This window comes from Pseudomonas sp. NFR02, assembly GCF_900119375.1.
Lineage (GTDB): Bacteria > Pseudomonadota > Gammaproteobacteria > Pseudomonadales > Pseudomonadaceae > Aquipseudomonas > Aquipseudomonas paracarnis.
Genome location: NZ_FPJJ01000001.1, coordinates 466,536 through 484,365 on the forward strand (window position 1 = coordinate 466,536; position 17,830 = coordinate 484,365).

Sequence of the window (17,830 nt, forward strand, 5' to 3'; positions counted from 1 at the left end):
ACACTCCCTCATCGGGGGCAAGCCCCCTCCCACATTTGGACCGCAGTTGGCCGTCAGACCGTCACCAGAGCAAGCTGCCCCAACCTACGGATTCAGTTGGAGCGCAGGCGCAGGATTTGCGCGCCGTCGAACGGGTCCGTCAGGTAATGCCCCTGCACGCCGAAGGTCTCTTGCAAGCGCTGTGGCGTCAGCACTTGCAGCGGCGCGCCCAGCGCCACCAGTTGCCCGCGATCCAGCACGGCCAGGCGATCACAGGTCAACGCCTGGTTCAGATCATGCAGCGCAATCAAGGTGGTCACGGGCAAGCCTTGCACGCCTTTGAGGATCGCCAGTTGATGCTGGATATCCAGGTGATTGGTCGGCTCATCCAGCAATAAAATCTGCGGGCGTTGCGCCAGGGCGCGGGCGATGTGCACACGCTGGCGCTCGCCACCGGAGAGGCTGCGCCAGGCGCGTTGGCTCAGGTGGGTGGCGTCTACGTCATGCAGGGCCTGGTGCACGATGGCGTCGTCCTCGCGTGACCACGGGCTCAACGCCGACAGCCATGGCGTGCGGCCCAGGGCCACGGCATCGAACACACGGATGGCGTCGTCGGTGTCGGCCTGTTGCTCCACGACCGCCAATTGCTGCGCGATGGTGCGGCGCGACAACTCACCGAGCCGCTTGCCACCCAGGCGAACCTCACCGCTGGCCGGCACACGCAAACCAGCCAGCAATTTGAGCAGGGTGGATTTGCCTGAACCATTGGGCCCGACGATACCCAGGGTCTCACCCAACTGCACGTCCAGGTCAATGTCGCGCAGCAACTGCGCGTCACGCACTTTGAAGCCCAGGCCGCGGCAACTGAGCACGCTCATCGCGCATTCCTCCGGCCAATCAGGATCAGCGCAAACACCGGCGCGCCTACCAATGCGGTCACCACCCCCACCGGAATCACCTGGCCCTTGATCAAGGTGCGCGACAGCACGTCTGCAGCGATCAGAAACAGCGCGCCCCCCAAGGCGCTGGCCGGCAGCAAGCGCGAATGCCCGGTGCCAAGCAACAGGCGCACCGCATGGGGAATCACCAAGCCGACAAACCCGATGGAGCCGACGATGGACACCATCACCGCCGTCACCAGCGCGGCGCAGGCCACCAGCACAAATTGCACGCGGCGCACCGGGATGCCGAGGGAGGCCGCCGAGTCGCTGCCGAAGGTGAACGCATCCAGTGCACGCCGGTGCCACAGGCACACCGCGAGCCCCACGACCGCCACCGGCACCGCCAACCACACCGACGGCCAGCGTACGCCGCTGAGGTTGCCCAGCAGCCAGAACATAATGCCGCGGGCTTGTTCGGAACTGGCCGACTTGGTGATCAGGAACGCGGTCAGGGCATTGAACAACTGTGAACCGGCGATGCCCGCGAGGATGATCTGCCCGGTACCGCTGGACGATCCGCTGGCCCGCGCCAGCAGCGTCACCAGCGCAAAGGCCGCCATCGCCCCCACAAACGCGCCCGCCGACAACGACACCAGGCCACCGCCCACGCCGATCAAGGCCACGAGCACCGCGCCGGTTGACGCGCCGGCGCTGATGCCCAGCAGGTACGGGTCGGCCAGCGGGTTACGCAGCAGCGATTGCAGGATCACCCCGCACGTTGCCAACCCTGCGCCGCAAGCTGCGGCCACCAATGCACGGGTGAGGCGGTAGTTCCACACCACGCCTTCGTCGATGGGGTCCAGTACATAGCCGGCGGCCCAGAGTTTATTGGCGAGCACCTGCAGCACTACCTGCGGTTCGATGGCGGTTTCACCGATGGCGACGCCAGCGAGCAGGGCGAGCAGCAGCAACGCCAGGGCGAGTAGGGTGCGCATCATTGGCCCAGGTGGTAGCCGTCAATGGCGGCCGCCAGTTGTTCAAGGCCCTCGAAGGTGCGCAGGCTCGCCTGCAAGGCCAGAGCGTCGAGGATGATGATGCGGTTGTTCTTCACCGCGTCCATGTTGCGGGTCACGGGGTCGCTGCGCAGGAAGGCGAGTTTCTTTTCATGGTCGTCGGCCGGGTAGCGACGGCGATCCATGCGTGCGATCACCAGGAAGGTGGGATTGGCCTTGGCGATGGTTTCCCAGCCGACAGCGGGCCACTCCTCATCGGACTGCACCACGTTACGCAGGCCAAGGGTTTGCAGCATGAATTGCGGCACGCCTTTGTGGCCGGCTACGTAAGGGTCGCTGGCCATTTCGGCGCTGGAGAACCACACCAGTGCACTGGCTTGCTGCAAGCCCTTGCCCTGGGCCATGGCGACGGATTTGGCCAGGCGCGCCTTGAGTTCGTCGGTCAGTTGTTGGCCGCGATCCTGCACGTCGAAAATCTGCGCCAGTTGCTGGAGGCTCTGGTAGATCGTCTCGATGCGAAAGGGCTCCAATCGCGTGCCATCGGCGCCCACCAGGTTGTCCTTGCCTTCGCAGTCGGACGGCAACAGGTAGGTGGGGATCTTCAGTTCATGAAACTGCTCACGGGTGCCGACCACGCCTTGGGGGCCCACCACCCATTCCAGCTCGGCGGCCACCAGTTGCGGGCGCTTGGCGAGTACGGCTTCAAAGCTGGGCTCGTTGTTGGCCAGGCGCTCGATGTGATCGTCCTGGGCCTTGTACTGCGCCGCCACGTTGTTGAACCACAGCGAAGTGCCGACCACCTTGTCGCCCACACCCAGGGCGTAGAGCATCTCGGTGGCGGCCTGGCCGATGGTCACGCTGCGGGCGGGGGCGTGCTGGAAGGTCAGGGTGCTGCCGCAGTTTTGCAGGGTCAGCGGGTACTGAGTGGGCGCGGCTTGCGCCAGGGCACACACACTCAAACCTGCGATCAGGGCGGTAACGCGTGGCAGCATGAGGCGATCTCCTTGTGAACCGTAGGTGCAGCAGGGGAGGTACGGCTCGGAAATACGCCCATGGGCGCTGCTGATGCGCAGGGCCAGGATGTCCTTCCCGGACACCCCGCCGGTTAGTGAATTAGCTGGGCCGGCAGGTCTCCTGACTGATGCGTCGTTGCCATGCCCCGCCTTCCCGGACGTGGTCCAGTGGCATTCAAGGGCAGGCTCGGCATCTACAGTTGCGGGGGCAGTTTCGGTTCACGCCGCGTGCGGCGTTTCGAATTCCCTGTTAGTCCCATACGGGAACCGGCGGCCGTATGGTAAGCGATCATCCTTGTAGGAGCGAGCTTGCTCGCGAAGGTCGTCAACGATAACGCTGGGCACCTGATGCCCCGCGGCGCTTTCCTGTTCTTCGCGAGCAAGCTCGCTGCTACAAAAGAAGCGTCAGAGCCGAATATCCTGGGGGCCGCGGATCAGCGCTTCGATCCGGGTGCCTGTGGCGCGCTCTTCGTTGCTGAAGCCGTCGTAGTCGGCCAGGTTGGCGAAGCGGATGCCGGTCAATTGTTCGATCGCAATCACACTGCGCTGGTAGGTTCGCAGCGGGCCGAATACCAGGTCGAGTTGGCCCAGCTCGCGGCTTTGGTCGATCATGTAGGCGCTGGCGGACGGCTTGCCCTCGTCGCTGAGGTAGGCCACCACTTTCCAGAACGCCTTGGGGATTTTCACGCCACGGTAAAGTCGGTCGTCATCGGCGAACACTGGTCCGGTAAATACCGTGGCCCGGGCTTTCCAGCGCTGGGTGTTGTCGAGGATGTAGTCTTCGAGTTCCAGCCAGGTCTTCTGGTTGAAGCCGCTCATCTGTGGCGAGCAGTTGGTGAAGTGAAAGGTGTCGAAGTTGGCGGTGTTCGCCTCGTCGCCCCAATTGGGATCCTGGCGCCGTACCAGGTGTCCGCGGTCCAGGCCATTGCCGGCATAGAGCTCTTCACCTACCTGCGCCTCCAGGGGGAGGCGACCATCGTAGGCCCAGGTGTCGTTGCTGCGGGTGATGTCTACATGCTTGGCGCCGTCGATATTCACCCCCACGTACAGCGCCAGTCGTCGAGAGCGCGACAGGGTGATGGAGAAATGCGTGTAGTCCAGACGCTTGGGTTGCACGTCGCCTGCCAGTGGCTGGTCAACCGTGGGCCATGGCACCACGAAGTCGCTGAGGAAGTCGTCGGCATAGCCTGCGCGGTTTTTGAGGTCCTTGGCCGCGGTGACGCGCGGCGTCGCGGCTCTGGCTTCCAGCAGGGTGGGGCTGGCCGCGACCAATGGGCGCAGGTCGGCAAGCCTTGGGCGGTGGGAAAGGTCGATGTTGGCTGCGCGGGCGGGCATGGGCATGTTCCTTATGGGCCTGGGATAAACACCACTGAAACACAAAACCATGACAATTTGGCCCAGGTGGCGAACTCAGGACTATCCTGAAAACCGTTACCCGGACGTTCATCACACGCCAAAAAGGAGCCAGCTCATGTGTGTTCGCCAACCGCGCAACCCGATTTTTTGCCTGATCCCGCCGTACATGCTCGACCAGATCGCCCGCCACGGTGACAAAGCCCAACGGGAAGTTGCACTACGCACGCGTGCCAAGGACAGCACGTTTCGCTCGTTGCGCATGGTCGCGGTACCCGCCAAGGGCCCGGCCCGCATGGCACTGGCCGTGGGCGCCGAGAAGCAACGCTCGATCTACAGCGCCGAAAACACCGACAGCCTGCCCGGCAAGCTGATTCGCGGCGAAGGGCAGCCCGCCAGTGGCGATGCCGCGGTGGACGAAGCCTATGACGGCCTGGGCGCAACCTTCGACTTTTTCGACCAGGTCTTCGACCGCAACTCCATCGACGATGCGGGCATGGCGCTGGACGCCACGGTGCACTTCGGCCAGGACTATAACAATGCGTTCTGGAATTCGACCCAGATGGTGTTCGGCGATGGCGACCAGCAGCTGTTCAACCGCTTCACCGTGGCACTCGACGTCATTGGCCATGAGTTGGCCCATGGCGTGACCGAGGATGAAGCCAAGCTGATGTATTTTAATCAATCCGGTGCGCTGAACGAGTCGCTGTCGGATGTGTTTGGTTCGCTGATCAAGCAGTACGCGCTGAAGCAAAAGGCCGAGGACGCCGACTGGTTGATCGGCAAGGGGCTGTTTACCAAAAAGATCAAGGGCACGGCGCTGCGCTCGATGAAGGCGCCAGGCACTGCGTTTGATGACAAGCTGCTGGGCAAAGACCCGCAGCCTGGGCACATGGATGATTTTGTGCACACTTACGAGGACAATGGTGGCGTGCATATCAATTCTGGCATTCCCAACCACGCGTTCTATCAGGTGGCCACCCGGATTGGCGGGTTCGCCTGGGAGCGTGCCGGGCGTATCTGGTATGACGCACTGCGCGATTCGCGGTTGCGGCCCAATTCCGGGTTTTTGCGTTTTGCACGTATCACGCACGATATTGCCGGCCAGCTTTATGGTGTGAACAAAGCTGAGCAAAAGGCAGTCAAGGAAGGCTGGAAAGCGGTGGGCATAAACGTTTAACGAAGCCGCCTGAGCGGCGAGGAAAAACCATGCGAATTTCAATCAAGGAAAGCGGCGGACCGGCGTTTTTTCCGGGGTTGGCCAAGCCGCGCACGGTGGAGTTGGACGCGCTGCCCGAGCCTGATCAGCAGGAGTTGCGGCAACTGATTGAAGCGTCGGATTTTTTCAAGTTGCCACAAAGTACCGATCCCGAGCCTGGCAACCCAGGCCGGGTGCATTACACCCTGACAGTGGCGGAGGGCAAGCGTGAGCACACGGTTTGTGTGCTCGCGCCGGTGAATCCCCCGGCACTGGACGGGTTGGTGCAGTGCGTGCGACGGCATAGTCGGGGCTGACTTGGGCCTATTGGCTAGATGAGCTCAGCAAGATCCGATGGGCTGAAGGCTTTCAGGCTGGAGGTCTCTCCCGTGCGAATTTTGCTGGCCCACTGTGGGTCGCTCAGTAATGCGCGGCCAACGGCGATGAGGTCAAATTCTTCGCGTTCAAGCCTGTGCACTAGATTATCCAGGCTGGCGGGTTGAGAGCTTTCGCCTCCGAAGGCGGCAAGAAAGTCCCCGGACAGGCCGACCGAGCCCACGCTGATGGTCGCCGCGCCGGTGAGTTTCTTGGCCCAACCCGCGAAGTTCAGCCCCTGCTCGCCATCCAGTTCGGGGAATTCTGCTTCCCAGAAGCGCCGTTGCGAGCAATGCAGGATGTCGACACCGGCTTCCACCAACGGCACCAGCCAGTCGGACATGGCGTCCGGCGTGGTCACCAGGCGCGCGCTGTAATCCTGCTGCTTCCACTGGCTCACCCGCAATATCACGGGGAACGCCGGGCCTACTGCTGCACGTATCGCCTTGACCACCTCTGCGGCGAAACGCGAGCGCTCCTTGATGGATGCGCCATTGAACTGGTCGGGACGCTGATTGGTGCCTTCCCAGAAGAACTGATCGAGTAAGTAACCGTGTGCACCGTGTATTTCAACGGTATCAAACCCTAACCGTTTGGAGTCGGCAGCCGCCTTGGCGTAAGCCGCAATCGTATCGGCGATGGCTTCATCACTCATCGCGTCACCGCGTGGCGTACTGGGTGCGGCGAGGCCGGAAGGGCCTTCGATACCTGTCTCGGGCGCCCAGTCGTTGAAGGGATTGCCCACCGATCCGACATGCCAGATTTGCGGCCCCATTTTGCCGCCTGCCGCATGCACGCCGTCGATGACCTGTTTCCAGCCCGCCAATGCCCGGTCGCCATGGAACAGCGGGACGCCGGGGTCGTTACGTGCGCCGGGGCGATCAATGGCGGTGCCTTCTGAGAGAATCAGCCCGACGTCGTGTTCGGCACGTCGGCGATAATAGGCGGCGACGTTTTCTTCTGGTACACCGGTGGGGGAAAACGAACGGGTCATGGGTGCCATGACGATGCGATTTTTCAGGGCCAGGGATTTCAGCGCAAATGGCTGAAACAAAGCATCCAGATTCGTAACACTCATTGCCAGAGACTCCATTTGAAATGAGTCTTGATAGTATATTGTGTATACCTAATATCAATTAGGCACTTTAAAGCTATCAGGTATCCCAGAGGAAACCACATGCTCGATCATGACCCGGCGCTGACTCAAGACGGTACCGTGCCCAAGGTATTCAAAGCCGATTGCTCCAGCCGATTATTGCTTGATCAGATCACCGACAAGTGGTCGGTGCTGATACTGGGCTCTTTGTGCGAAAAACCGTTGCGCTTCAATGAAATCAGGCGTCGCCTGGACGGCATCACGCAAAAAGCTCTGACCCAGAGCCTGCGCCGTCTTGAGCGCAGTGGCATTCTGGCGCGCCGGGTCATCGCGTCTTCGCAGGTGGCGGTGGAGTACAGCATTACGCCGCTGGGGGGGACGCTGGAAGAGCCGTTCAAGGCGCTTTACGCCTGGACGCTCAGCCATTCGGAAGCGGTGCTGCAGGCGCAGGCGGCGTTCGATGCGCGCACCGACGACGCCTAGCCGTTGCAGCTTTACTTGCGGTCCAGCCACACCGTTTGTGCGTTGCAGAACTCGCGTACACCGAAGTGCGACAGCTCGCGGCCGAACCCGCTTTTCTTCACGCCGCCAAACGCCACCCGCGGGTCCGACACGCTGAACGCGTTGACGAATATCCCGCCGGTTTCCAGCTGGTCGGCAATCGCCCGCGCCTTTGCGGAATCAGCCGTGAAGATGCTCGCGGTCAGGCCAAACTCGCTGTCATTGGCCAGCGCCACGGCGTGCTCGGCGTCGCGGGCGGTGATGATCGAGGCCACGGGGCCGAACAGTTCCTGTTTGAACGACGTCATTTGGTCGGTAACGTCGGCCAGTACGGTCGGTTCGTAGTAATTGCCCGCGCCCGCGACTTTATGGCCACCCAACAGCAGCGTGGCGCCTTCTTCCAGGGTCGCCTGGACCTGGCCGTGCAGTTCGTCACGCAGATCAAAACGCGCCATGGGGCCGATATAGGTGGCGGTCGAGGTGGGTTCCCCCATTACCAGGGCGCGGCTGGCTTCGAGGAATTTCGCGGTGAAGGCTTCAACCACGCCCGCTTCGATGATCAAGCGCTTGGCGGCGGCGCAGACTTGGCCGCTGTTCTGGAAGCGGCCGATGACGGCGGCTTGTACGGCGGCGTCGAGGTCAGCGTCGTTGAGCACGATAAAGGGGTCGGAGCCGCCTAGTTCCAGCACGCATTTCTTCAACGCGGCCCCGGCCTGTGAGCCGATGGCGATGCCGGCGCGCACGCTGCCGGTGAGCGTCACGGCGGCGATGCGTGGGTCGGCGATGGCGGTGGACACGCCGTCCTGGGTTACGTTGATGACTTCAAACACGCCTTCGGCAAAACCGGCTTTGCGCAACGCTTGCTGGATCAGGTAGGCGCTGCCCATTACGTTGGGCGCATGTTTGAGCACGTAGGTGTTGCCGGCAAGCAGGGTCGGCACCGCGCCGCGCAGTACTTGCCATACCGGGAAGTTCCAAGGCATTACCGCGAGGATCGGGCCCAGTGGGCGGTATTCGATCCGGGCGCTGCCGTTGTCCACCAGGGTGGGCTCCGGGGCGAGCATGGCCGGGCCGTGGGCGGCGTACCATTCGCTCAGTTGCGCACACTTTTCGATTTCGGCACGGGCCTGGGCGATGGGTTTGCCCATTTCCAGGGTGATCATTTGCGCCATGTCTTCAGCTTGCTCACGCAGGGCGGCAGCCAGGGCCAGCAGGTATTCGGCGCGCTGGCTCACAGGCGTGCGGCGCCAGGTGCGGAAGGCATCGGTCGAGCGGGCGAGGGCGGCGTTCAGCTGTTCCGCGCTTTCATAGGGGTAGCTGCCGACTGTTTCGCCGCTGGCGGGGTTGATCGACAGGGCGTGGGTCTGGTGGGAGATAGCATTGTTCATGGCACCGTCCGGCTGAATGAGTGGAATGGGGCCAGCGTACGGGGCTGTATATTTTCTGGAAACTGAATAATATTAAGCAATACGTTCATGAATGGAGAATGATTTGGATATTAGATCGTTCCCACGCTCTGCGTGGGAATGCATCCCATGACGCTCCGCGTCAAAGACCTATGCGCCAACGATCGGACGCGGAGCGTCCGAGGCAGCGTTCCCACGCAGAGCGTGGGAACGATCATGTACATGATTGGAGAATGATTTGGATCTGGTGCAACTGGAAATCTTCAAGGCCGTTGCCGAGCAAGGCAGCATCAGCGCCGCCGCGCAGTTGATTCATCGCGTGCCATCGAACCTCACCACGCGCATCAAACAACTGGAGCAGGACCTGGGCGTGGAGTTGTTTATCCGCGAGAAAAGCCGCCTGCGCCTGTCGCCGGCCGGGTGGAATTTCCTTGGCTATACGCGGCGCATTCTCGACCTTGTGCAAGAAGCCCGTGCGACGGTGGCGGGGGAGGAGCCCCAAGGCGCCTTTGCCCTGGGCTCGCTGGAGAGCACGGCGGCCGTGCGTATACCTGCGTTACTGGCGGCGTATAACCAGCAATACACCAAGGTCGAGCTAGACCTGAGCACCGGCCCCTCGGGCACCATGATCGAAGGTGTGCTGTCGGGCCGGCTGACGGCGGCCTTTGTCGATGGGCCGGTGCTGCATTCCACGCTAGAGGGTGTGGCGGTGTTCGAGGAAGAGATGGTGGTGATTGCGCCACTGCATCACGCGCCGATCACCCGCGGCCAGGATGTGAATGGCGAGAACATCTATACGTTTCGCTCCAACTGCTCTTACCGGCATCACTTCGAACGCTGGTTCTCACAGGATGGCGCGGTGCCGGGCAGGATCTTCGAGATCGAGTCGTACCACGGCATGTTGGCCTGTGTCAGCGCCGGGGCCGGGCTGGCGCTGATGCCACGCAGCATGCTGGAGAGTATGCCGGGGTGTGCGGCGGTGAGTGTGTGGCCGCTGCCCGACACATTTCGTATCTTGAATACCTGGCTGATCTGGCGGCGGGGCACGGTGTCACAAAGCTTGAACAGCTTCGTAAAACTGCTGGAAGAACGCAATCTGCCAGCATCCTAGATCAAATGTGAAAGCTGGCTTGCCTGCGATAGCGGTGTGTCAGTTAATGAATCTTTAACTGAACCGCCTCTATCGCAGGCAAGCCAGCTCCCACAGGTATCGTACATCAGCCGCCGAACTGCAGGGTGCCCATGGCCAGTTTGGCCATGATTGCCGTCGCGCCCAGTTGTACCAGCCATAACGCCAACCCACCGAGGAATACTCCCAGCGCAACCTGCAACACCAGGCTCTTCTGGCGCTTGGCTTGCGGTGCGCGTGGGGCGTAGTCGTGCAGTTCGTCGCGGTCGGCGCGCAGGTCCAGGTCATCGTTTCTCATTAGGGTTCTCGCAGCAAAGAGGCAGTCGGCGTTCAGTCTAGTGTGTTCGCCAATAAAAAGGGGGAAGCCAGTGGCTTCCCCCTTCGTCTTACGTTTGCCGGCTTGCTTACAGCACCTCGACAATCGCCTTGGTCACGGCACCAATGTTCGATTGGTTCAGCGCCGCTACGCAGATACGGCCGGTATCCAGTGCGTAGATACCAAACTCGCTGCGCAGACGGGTGACTTGCTCAACGCTCAAACCGGAGTAGGAGAACATCCCGCGCTGGCGACCGACGAAGCTGAAGTCGTGACCTGGCGCGGCCTTGGCCAGTTCGGCGACCATCTGCTCGCGCATACCGCGGATGCGCAGGCGCATCTCGGCCAGCTCGGCTTCCCACTGGGCGCGCAGCTCAGGGTTGTTCAACACTGCGGCAACGATGGCTGCGCCGTGGGTGGGCGGGTTGGAGTAGTTGGTGCGGATCACACGCTTGACCTGGGACAGGATGCGCGCGCTTTCTTCCTTGGACTCGCTGACGATCGACAGCGCGCCTACGCGTTCGCCATACAAGGAGAACGACTTGGAGAACGAGCTGGACACAAAGAAGGTCAAGCCTGATTCCGCGAACAAGCGCACCGCAGCGGCGTCTTCGTGGATGCCGTCGCCAAAGCCCTGGTAGGCCATGTCGAGGAACGGCACCAGGTTTTTCGCCTTGACCACGTCCAGCACGTTTTGCCAGTCGGCCGGGCTGAGGTCGACGCCGGTCGGGTTATGGCAGCAGGCGTGCAGCACCACGATGGACTGTGGCGGCAGGGCGTTGAGGTCTTCGAGCAGGCCGGCACGGTTCACGTCGTGGGTGGCGGCGTCGTAGTAGCGGTAGGCCTGCACCGGGAAACCGGCTTTTTCAAACAGCGCCTGGTGGTTTTCCCAGCTTGGGTCGCTGATGGCGACGACGGCGTTGGGCAGCAATTGCTTGAGGAAGTCGGCGCCGATTTTCAGCGCGCCTGTGCCGCCCACGGCCTGGGCGGTAATCACACGGCCGGCGCTCAACAGCGGCGACTCAGCGCCAAACAGCAGCTTTTGCACGGCCTGGTCGTACGCCACGATGCCGTCGATTGGCAAGTAGCCACGGGCGGCATGTTGCGCCACACGAATGGCTTCCGCTTCGGCAACGGCACGCAAGAGTGGAATCTTCCCCTCCTCGTTGCAGTAAACGCCCACGCCAAGGTTCACCTTGGTGGTTCGTGTGTCGGCGTTGAATGCTTCGTTGAGGCCCAGGATTGGATCGCGTGGTGCCATTTCGACAGCGGAGAACAGGCTCATTTTTGCGGCAGCTCTATGGGGGGTAGGAGGGACGTGTCGCGCTCCAGCCGAATGCACTAGAGCGGTGCACAAACGGGGAGCTAGTATAGAGGCCATCACGGCTGAGAGCGACAACGGAAACGGCTTTTCGGCCATGTTTTTCGGTTTATTTGCTGACCGTTAGTCTTATTGCAACATTGGCGAGCAAGGTCGTGTAGGACGACGGCCTTGAAACCCGTCACATTTGACACCACTTCTACAGCTATCATGGTTTTTTCCTGCAACCTGCGATGATTATTCGCGGGTTGCTGAGCTATTTCGTCCCTGGCGGTGTCGAGTCTGGGGTGACTTCACGAGGTACGTTATGTCGGATTTCCAGCTCGTTACCCGTTTTGAACCCGCCGGCGATCAACCGGAAGCCATTCGTCAGATGGTCGAAGGCATTGAAGCCGGCCTGGCGCACCAGACGCTGCTTGGGGTGACCGGGTCCGGCAAGACCTTCAGCATCGCCAACGTGATCGCCCAGACCAACCGCCCGACCCTGGTGCTGGCGCCGAACAAAACCCTGGCGGCGCAGCTCTATGGCGAGTTCAAGGCGTTCTTCCCGAACAACGCGGTGGAGTATTTCGTTTCCTACTACGACTACTACCAGCCCGAAGCCTATGTGCCGTCGTCCGATACCTTTATCGAGAAGGATGCGTCGATCAACGACCACATCGAGCAGATGCGCCTGTCGGCCACCAAGGCACTGCTGGAGCGCAAAGACGCGATCATCGTCACCACGGTGTCGTGCATCTACGGCTTGGGCAGCCCGGAAACCTATCTGAAGATGGTGCTGCACGTCGACCGTGGTGACAAACTCGACCAGCGCGAATTGCTGCGGCGCCTGGCGAGCTTGCAGTACACCCGTAACGACATGGATTTTGCCCGCGCCACCTTCCGGGTGCGCGGCGATGTGATCGACATCTACCCGGCGGAATCCGACCTGGAAGCGATTCGCATCGAGCTGTTCGATGATGAGGTCGAAAGCCTGTCAGCCTTCGACCCGTTGACCGGTGAAGTGATCCGCAAGCTGCCACGCTTCACCTTCTACCCCAAAAGCCATTACGTGACCCCACGCGAAACCTTGATGGGCGCCATCGAGGGCATCAAGGTCGAGCTGGCCGAGCGCCTGGAATACTTGCGCTCCAACAATAAGCTGGTGGAAGCCCAGCGCCTGGAGCAGCGCACTCGCTTCGACCTGGAGATGATCCTGGAACTGGGTTACTGCAACGGCATCGAAAACTACTCGCGTTACCTGTCGGGCCGTGACTCCGGGGCGCCGCCACCGACGCTCTATGACTACCTGCCGCCGGACGCCTTGCTGGTGATCGACGAATCCCACGTCAGCGTGCCGCAGGTGGGCGCCATGTATAAGGGCGACCGTTCGCGCAAAGAAACCCTGGTGGAATACGGTTTCCGCCTGCCGTCGGCGCTGGACAACCGGCCGATGCGCTTTGACGAGTGGGAAGCCATCAGCCCGCAGACCATCTTCGTCTCCGCTACGCCCGGCAACTATGAAGCCGAACATGCCGGTCGCGTGATCGAGCAGTTGGTGCGACCGACTGGTTTGGTGGACCCGGAAATCGAAATCCGCCCCGCGCTGACCCAGGTCGACGACTTGCTCTCGGAAATCAACAAGCGCGTGGCCCTGGAAGAGCGGGTGCTGGTCACCACCCTGACCAAGCGCATGTCCGAAGACTTGACTGATTACCTGGCCGACCACGGCGTGCGCGTGCGTTACCTGCACTCGGACATCGACACTGTGGAACGCGTGGAAATCATCCGCGACCTGCGCCTGGGCACCTTTGATGTGCTGGTGGGGATCAACCTGCTGCGCGAAGGCCTGGACATGCCGGAAGTGTCGCTGGTGGCGATCCTGGATGCGGACAAGGAGGGCTTCCTGCGCTCCGAACGCTCGCTGATCCAGACCATCGGCCGAGCGGCGCGGAACCTCAATGGGCGGGCGATCCTGTATGCGGACCGCATCACCGGTTCCATGGAGCGTGCGATTGGCGAGACCCAGCGTCGTCGCGACAAGCAGATCGCGTTCAACCTGGAACACGGCATCACCCCCAAGGGCGTGTTCAAGGACGTTGCCGACATCATGGAAGGCGCCACCGTGCCAGGCTCGCGCAGCAAGAAGCGCAAGGGCATGGCCAAGGCTGCCGAGGAAAGTGCCAAGTACGAGAACGAACTGCGCTCGCCGAGTGAGATCACCAAGCGGATTCGGCAGTTGGAAGAAAAAATGTACCAGCTGGCGCGGGATCTGGAGTTTGAAGCGGCGGCGCAGACGCGTGATGAGATTGGCAAGTTGCGTGAGCGTCTGTTGGCTGTTTGATTTGCGTAGATTGGGCTGGCCTCATCGCGGCCAAGCCCGGCTCCCACATTGATCTGTGAACACGGTCAATGTGGGGGCTGGCTTGCCTGCGATGGCCGCGCCTCGGTTTTCCAGAAATCACCCAGGCTGTTACCATTCGCCCCTTGTTTCAATTTTCAGTTATATCGCCCATTCGAGACCTGCCATGACCACCGTCCGCACGCGCATTGCGCCATCGCCTACTGGGGATCCCCACGTCGGTACTGCTTACATCGCCCTGTTCAACTACTGCTTTGCCAAGCAGCATGGCGGTGAGTTCATCCTGCGGATCGAAGACACCGATCAACTGCGCTCCACCCGTGAGTCCGAACAGCAGATTTTCGATGCCCTGCGCTGGTTGGGCATTACCTGGGCTGAAGGTCCGGATGTCGGCGGCCCGCATGGCCCGTATCGCCAGAGCGAGCGCAGCGACATCTACAAGCAGTACACCCAGCAACTGGTCGATATGGGCCATGCCTTCCCGTGCTTCTGCACCGCCGAAGAACTGGACCAGATGCGCGCCGAGCAACAGGCCCGTGGCGAAACTCCGCGCTACGATGGCCGTGCGCTGCTGTTGTCCAAGGAAGAAGTGGCTGCGCGCCTGGCCGCCGGTGAGCCTCACGTCATTCGTATGAAAGTGCCAAGCGAAGGCGTATGCGTGGTGCCGGACATGCTGCGCGGTGACGTCGAAATCCCGTGGGACCGCATGGACATGCAGGTGCTGATGAAGACCGACGGCTTGCCGACGTACTTCCTGGCCAACGTGGTCGATGACCATCTGATGGGCATCACCCATGTGCTGCGCGGCGAAGAGTGGCTGCCATCGGCGCCGAAACTGATCCTGCTGTACGAATACTTCGGCTGGGAGCAACCGCAGCTGTGCTACATGCCGCTGCTGCGTAACCCGGACAAGAGCAAGCTGTCCAAACGTAAGAACCCGACGTCGGTGACGTTCTACGAGCGCATGGGCTTTATGCCTGAGGCGATGCTCAACTACCTGGGTCGCATGGGCTGGTCTATGCCGGACGAGCGCGAGAAGTTCTCGCTGCAGGAAATGGTCGACAACTTCGACCTGTCCCGCGTCTCCCTCGGTGGGCCGATCTTCGATATCGAGAAGCTGTCGTGGCTCAATGGTCAGTGGCTGCGTGACTTGCCCGTGGAGGAGTTTGCCTCCCGTGTGCAGCAGTGGGCATTGAACCCCGAGTACATGATGAAAATTGCGCCGTTGGTGCAGGGCAGGGTAGAGACGTTCAGCCAGGTCGCACCCTTGGCCAGTTTCTTCTTTGCTGGTGGCGTGAATCCCGATCCCAAGCTGTTCGAGTCCAAGAAGCTTTCCGGTGATCAGGTGCGCCAGCTGATGCAGTTGATTCTGTGGAAGCTTGAAAGCCTGCGTCAGTGGGAGAAGGATGCGATCACCGCGACCATCCAGGCGGTGGTGGAATCCCTGGAGCTAAAACTGCGCGATGCCATGCCGCTGATGTTTGCCGCAATCACCGGGCAGGCCAGTTCGGTGTCGGTGCTTGATGCGATGGAAATTCTCGGCCCGGACTTGACTCGTTTCCGTCTACGCCAAGCCCTTGATTTGCTTGGGGGTGTATCGAAGAAAGAAAACAAGGAATGGGAAAAGCTGCTGGGCGCTATCGCTTAAGCAGGCCGCTTAGGGCACGAAACCCCGGTTTTTCGGGGTTTCGTCGGTAAGTGATTGTTATCCCGGCAAAAAATTTTGGAAATTGTTGAAAATAAATTTGACACGTTCCCAAACCGCCATTAAGATTCGCCCCGTCCTCACCGATGAGGGGCTATAGCTCAGCTGGGAGAGCGCTTGCATGGCATGCAAGAGGTCAACGGTTCGATCCCGTTTAGCTCCACCAATTTCCAGGTTCAAGGTTCCGGCCACACCGTCCTTGAATTGATCAGGTCTCAGCTCTGATCAGATGTACAGAAGGTTTTGTCCCCTTCGTCTAGTGGCCTAGGACACCGCCCTTTCACGGCGGTAACAGGGGTTCGAGTCCCCTAGGGGACGCCAGTTTCAACAAGCAGCTCGAAAGGTCTGCTGCGTCGCGAGACGAAAAATCCGGGGCTATAGCTCAGCTGGGAGAGCGCTTGCATGGCATGCAAGAGGTCAACGGTTCGATCCCGTTTAGCTCCACCAATTTTACAGGTTCAAGGTTCCGGCCACACCGTCCTTGAATCGATCAGTTCTCAGCGCTGATCAGTTGTATAGAAGGTTTGTGTCCCCTTCGTCTAGTGGCCTAGGACACCGCCCTTTCACGGCGGTAACAGGGGTTCGAGTCCCCTAGGGGACGCCACGATTACCCGCTCTGCGGGATTTTTAAGGGTCATTCAATTATTGAATGGCCCTTTTGTTTGTCTGGCGTTTGGCCAATTCCCTCCTTTATTAACCATTTTTCTGTTCTGACCGGCGGTCGTGCTTGTCGCTTGCCAAATATTATTATGGTAATAATATTAAGCCCATGAGAGACGGAGGCTACGATGAGCGATAAAAAAGCGCAAACCCGCGAACGTATTTTGCAGGCTGCCAGCGCGGCGTTGATCCAGCGTGGCCCGGCTGAGCCCAGTGTGGGCGAAGTGATGGGGGCGGCTGGGCTGACGGTAGGAGGCTTCTACGCGCACTTTGAAAGCAAAGACGCACTGATGCTGGAAGCGTTCAACCAGTTGTTGGCGCAGCGCCGCGCCTCCATCGATGACTTGGATGACCAGCTGACCGGCGAAGAGCGCCGCACGTTGGTCGCCGCGTTTTATCTGTCACGCAAGCACCGCGACTCCACGACCCAGGCCTGCCCGTTGCCCGCGACGGTGGGGGAGATGGGGCGCTTGCCGGACGCTTTTCGCGAGGTCTTGAACGAGCACGTCGAGTTGATGGCTGCGCAACTGGCCGGCAGCCCTGAAGAGATCGACAAAGCCCTGGCGGACATGGCCTTGATGGTCGGGGGGCTGACCCTGGCGCGGGCGCTGGGGCCGGGCGAGTTATCGGATCGGGTGATACGTGCGGCCAAGTCGGCGGTACGCTGAAAAAGGGGACGCGAGATGGGCGCATTGACCTGGGTTCGTGGTTTCAATGGCACGGTGGGGCGCCTTGCGCCGCATGCGGTCGCCAGCAAGATGCGTCGCACCTTCATGACCCCGCGCGATCTGCCGCCGCGTGACTGGGAGTTGCCGCTGTTGGCCCAGTCGGAGCGCATCACCCTGCGTTTCGGCCTGTCGGCGTTGCGATGGGGGCATGGCCCGGCGGTGCTGCTGATGCATGGCTGGGAAGGCCGGCCCACCCAGTTCGCTAGCTTGATCACGGCGTTGGTCGACAACGGCTATTCGGTAATTGCCCTGGACGGTCCCGCTCACGGCCGTTCGCCAGGGCGTGAAGCCCATGTACTGCTGTTTGCCCGCGCCATGCTTGAGGCGGCGGCCGAGCTGCCGCCGCTGTATGCGGTGGTCGGCCATTCCATGGGCGGCGCCAGTGCGATGTTGGCGGTGCAGTTGGGGTTGCGTACGCAGGCATTGGTCAGCATTGCCGCACCGTCGCGCTTTCTGGATGTGCTACGCGGGTTCACCCGCATGGTCGGCTTGCCGCCACGGGCGCGCTCAGCCTTTATCCAAGAGGTGGAGTTGAGCATGGGCATGGCGCTCAAGCATTTGGACGTGGCCCACTACCAACTGAACATTCCCGGCCTGATCGTCCACGCCGAAGACGACACCTTTGTTCCGGTCAGGGCGGCTCAAGCCATTCACGAAGCCTGGTTCGACAGCCGCCTGCTGCGCCTGGAGCAGGGCGGCCACCAGAAAGTGCTCGCCGACCCGCAGGTCATCGATGCTGTGCTCGCCCTATTGGCCGGCTGCCGTCTACAGGAGCGCCAGATCGCCTGATACACTGCCCCGCCGACATCAATCGA

Annotated in this window: 16 protein-coding genes, 4 tRNA genes and 1 riboswitch; of the genes, 12 read left to right on the forward strand and 8 right to left on the reverse strand. The window is 61.2% G+C overall.

All coding sequences use genetic code 11. The annotated features are described in order from the left end of the window. Positions 1-92: 92 nt before the first annotated feature. The 4 genes from BT199_RS02200 to BT199_RS02215 form a co-directional block, all read right to left on the reverse strand. Positions 93-857, reverse strand: a complete 765-nt coding sequence (locus BT199_RS02200; RefSeq protein WP_014719176.1) for an ABC transporter ATP-binding protein — start codon at positions 855-857, stop codon at positions 93-95. Further along, positions 854-1,858, reverse strand: a complete 1,005-nt coding sequence (locus BT199_RS02205) for a FecCD family ABC transporter permease (protein ID WP_003192595.1) — start codon at positions 1,856-1,858, stop codon at positions 854-856. Before BT199_RS02205 ends, BT199_RS02200 begins: the two co-directional genes overlap by 4 nt. Beyond that, a complete protein-coding gene (locus BT199_RS02210) occupies positions 1,855-2,865 on the reverse strand; it encodes an ABC transporter substrate-binding protein (RefSeq protein WP_072433777.1) in 1,011 nt (336 codons plus the stop codon). The genes BT199_RS02205 and BT199_RS02210 overlap by 4 nt, the downstream gene beginning before the upstream one ends. A gap of 114 nt (positions 2,866-2,979) precedes the next feature. After that, a riboswitch (cobalamin riboswitch) is annotated at positions 2,980-3,173 on the reverse strand. 118 nt (positions 3,174-3,291) lie between these two features. Next, positions 3,292-4,221, reverse strand: a complete 930-nt coding sequence (locus BT199_RS02215) for a DNA/RNA non-specific endonuclease (protein ID WP_072433778.1) — start codon at positions 4,219-4,221, stop codon at positions 3,292-3,294. A 136-nt stretch (positions 4,222-4,357) separates the two neighbouring features. Here BT199_RS02215 and BT199_RS02220 point away from each other — a divergent pair, with 136 nt between their 5' ends. Together BT199_RS02220 and BT199_RS02225 are read left to right on the forward strand one after the other, a co-directional pair. Further along, complete coding sequence (locus BT199_RS02220; RefSeq protein ID WP_072433779.1) at positions 4,358-5,419, forward strand: M4 family metallopeptidase; 1,062 nt, start codon at positions 4,358-4,360, stop codon at positions 5,417-5,419. Between the two features lie 29 nt (positions 5,420-5,448). Continuing rightward, positions 5,449-5,754, forward strand: a complete 306-nt coding sequence (locus tag BT199_RS02225; protein WP_072433780.1) for a protealysin inhibitor emfourin — start codon at positions 5,449-5,451, stop codon at positions 5,752-5,754. Positions 5,755-5,768: 14 nt separating this feature from the next. Here the strand turns inward: BT199_RS02225 and BT199_RS02230 are convergent, their stop codons facing one another. Further along, positions 5,769-6,890, reverse strand: a complete 1,122-nt coding sequence (locus BT199_RS02230; RefSeq protein ID WP_072433781.1) for an NADH:flavin oxidoreductase — start codon at positions 6,888-6,890, stop codon at positions 5,769-5,771. A gap of 99 nt (positions 6,891-6,989) precedes the next feature. Between BT199_RS02230 and BT199_RS02235 the strand changes: the two genes are divergently transcribed. Beyond that, on the forward strand, positions 6,990-7,391 hold the full coding sequence (locus BT199_RS02235) for a winged helix-turn-helix transcriptional regulator (RefSeq protein ID WP_038450891.1): 402 nt from the start codon (positions 6,990-6,992) through the stop codon (positions 7,389-7,391). Between the two features lie 11 nt (positions 7,392-7,402). Here the strand turns inward: BT199_RS02235 and BT199_RS02240 are convergent, their stop codons facing one another. Further along, positions 7,403-8,797 (reverse strand): aldehyde dehydrogenase family protein, encoded by a 1,395-nt coding sequence (locus BT199_RS02240; protein ID WP_072433782.1) that lies wholly within the window; start codon positions 8,795-8,797, stop codon positions 7,403-7,405. A gap of 256 nt (positions 8,798-9,053) precedes the next feature. Between BT199_RS02240 and BT199_RS02245 the strand changes: the two genes are divergently transcribed. After that, on the forward strand, positions 9,054-9,926 hold the full coding sequence (locus BT199_RS02245) for a putrescine utilization regulator PtrR (RefSeq protein ID WP_019820847.1): 873 nt from the start codon (positions 9,054-9,056) through the stop codon (positions 9,924-9,926). Positions 9,927-10,032: 106 nt separating this feature from the next. Here BT199_RS02245 and BT199_RS02250 read toward each other — a convergent pair whose 3' ends face one another. Next, a complete protein-coding gene (locus BT199_RS02250; protein WP_005789784.1) occupies positions 10,033-10,242 on the reverse strand; it encodes a hypothetical protein in 210 nt (69 codons plus the stop codon). Positions 10,243-10,348: 106 nt separating this feature from the next. Next, positions 10,349-11,545 (reverse strand): amino acid aminotransferase, encoded by a 1,197-nt coding sequence (locus BT199_RS02255; RefSeq protein WP_032903807.1) that lies wholly within the window; start codon positions 11,543-11,545, stop codon positions 10,349-10,351. A gap of 343 nt (positions 11,546-11,888) precedes the next feature. On the opposite strand from BT199_RS02255, the gene uvrB reads away from it, so the two are divergent. The 8 genes from uvrB to BT199_RS02295 all read left to right on the forward strand — a co-directional run bounded on the left by uvrB (position 11,889) and on the right by BT199_RS02295 (position 17,804). After that, on the forward strand, positions 11,889-13,904 hold the full coding sequence (gene uvrB, locus BT199_RS02260) for an excinuclease ABC subunit UvrB (protein ID WP_003192575.1): 2,016 nt from the start codon (positions 11,889-11,891) through the stop codon (positions 13,902-13,904). Positions 13,905-14,088: 184 nt separating this feature from the next. After that, the gene (gene gltX / locus BT199_RS02265) at positions 14,089-15,570 is read left to right on the forward strand and encodes a glutamate--tRNA ligase (RefSeq protein ID WP_019820852.1); all 1,482 of its coding nucleotides are present in this window, start codon (positions 14,089-14,091) and stop codon (positions 15,568-15,570) included. 147 nt (positions 15,571-15,717) lie between these two features. Beyond that, positions 15,718-15,793 (forward strand) — tRNA-Ala (locus BT199_RS02270). 79 nt (positions 15,794-15,872) lie between these two features. Next, positions 15,873-15,948: transfer RNA gene (locus BT199_RS02275), tRNA-Glu, on the forward strand. Between the two features lie 50 nt (positions 15,949-15,998). Then, positions 15,999-16,074: transfer RNA gene (locus BT199_RS02280), tRNA-Ala, on the forward strand. Positions 16,075-16,155: 81 nt separating this feature from the next. Continuing rightward, positions 16,156-16,231: transfer RNA gene (locus BT199_RS02285), tRNA-Glu, on the forward strand. 184 nt (positions 16,232-16,415) lie between these two features. Continuing rightward, positions 16,416-16,955 carry a TetR/AcrR family transcriptional regulator gene (locus tag BT199_RS02290; protein WP_014719166.1) on the forward strand — a complete coding sequence of 180 codons (540 nt, stop codon included), beginning with the start codon at positions 16,416-16,418 and terminating at the stop codon, positions 16,953-16,955. Positions 16,956-16,970: 15 nt separating this feature from the next. Then, complete coding sequence (locus BT199_RS02295; RefSeq protein WP_019820855.1) at positions 16,971-17,804, forward strand: alpha/beta hydrolase; 834 nt, start codon at positions 16,971-16,973, stop codon at positions 17,802-17,804. Positions 17,805-17,830 lie beyond the last annotated feature (26 nt).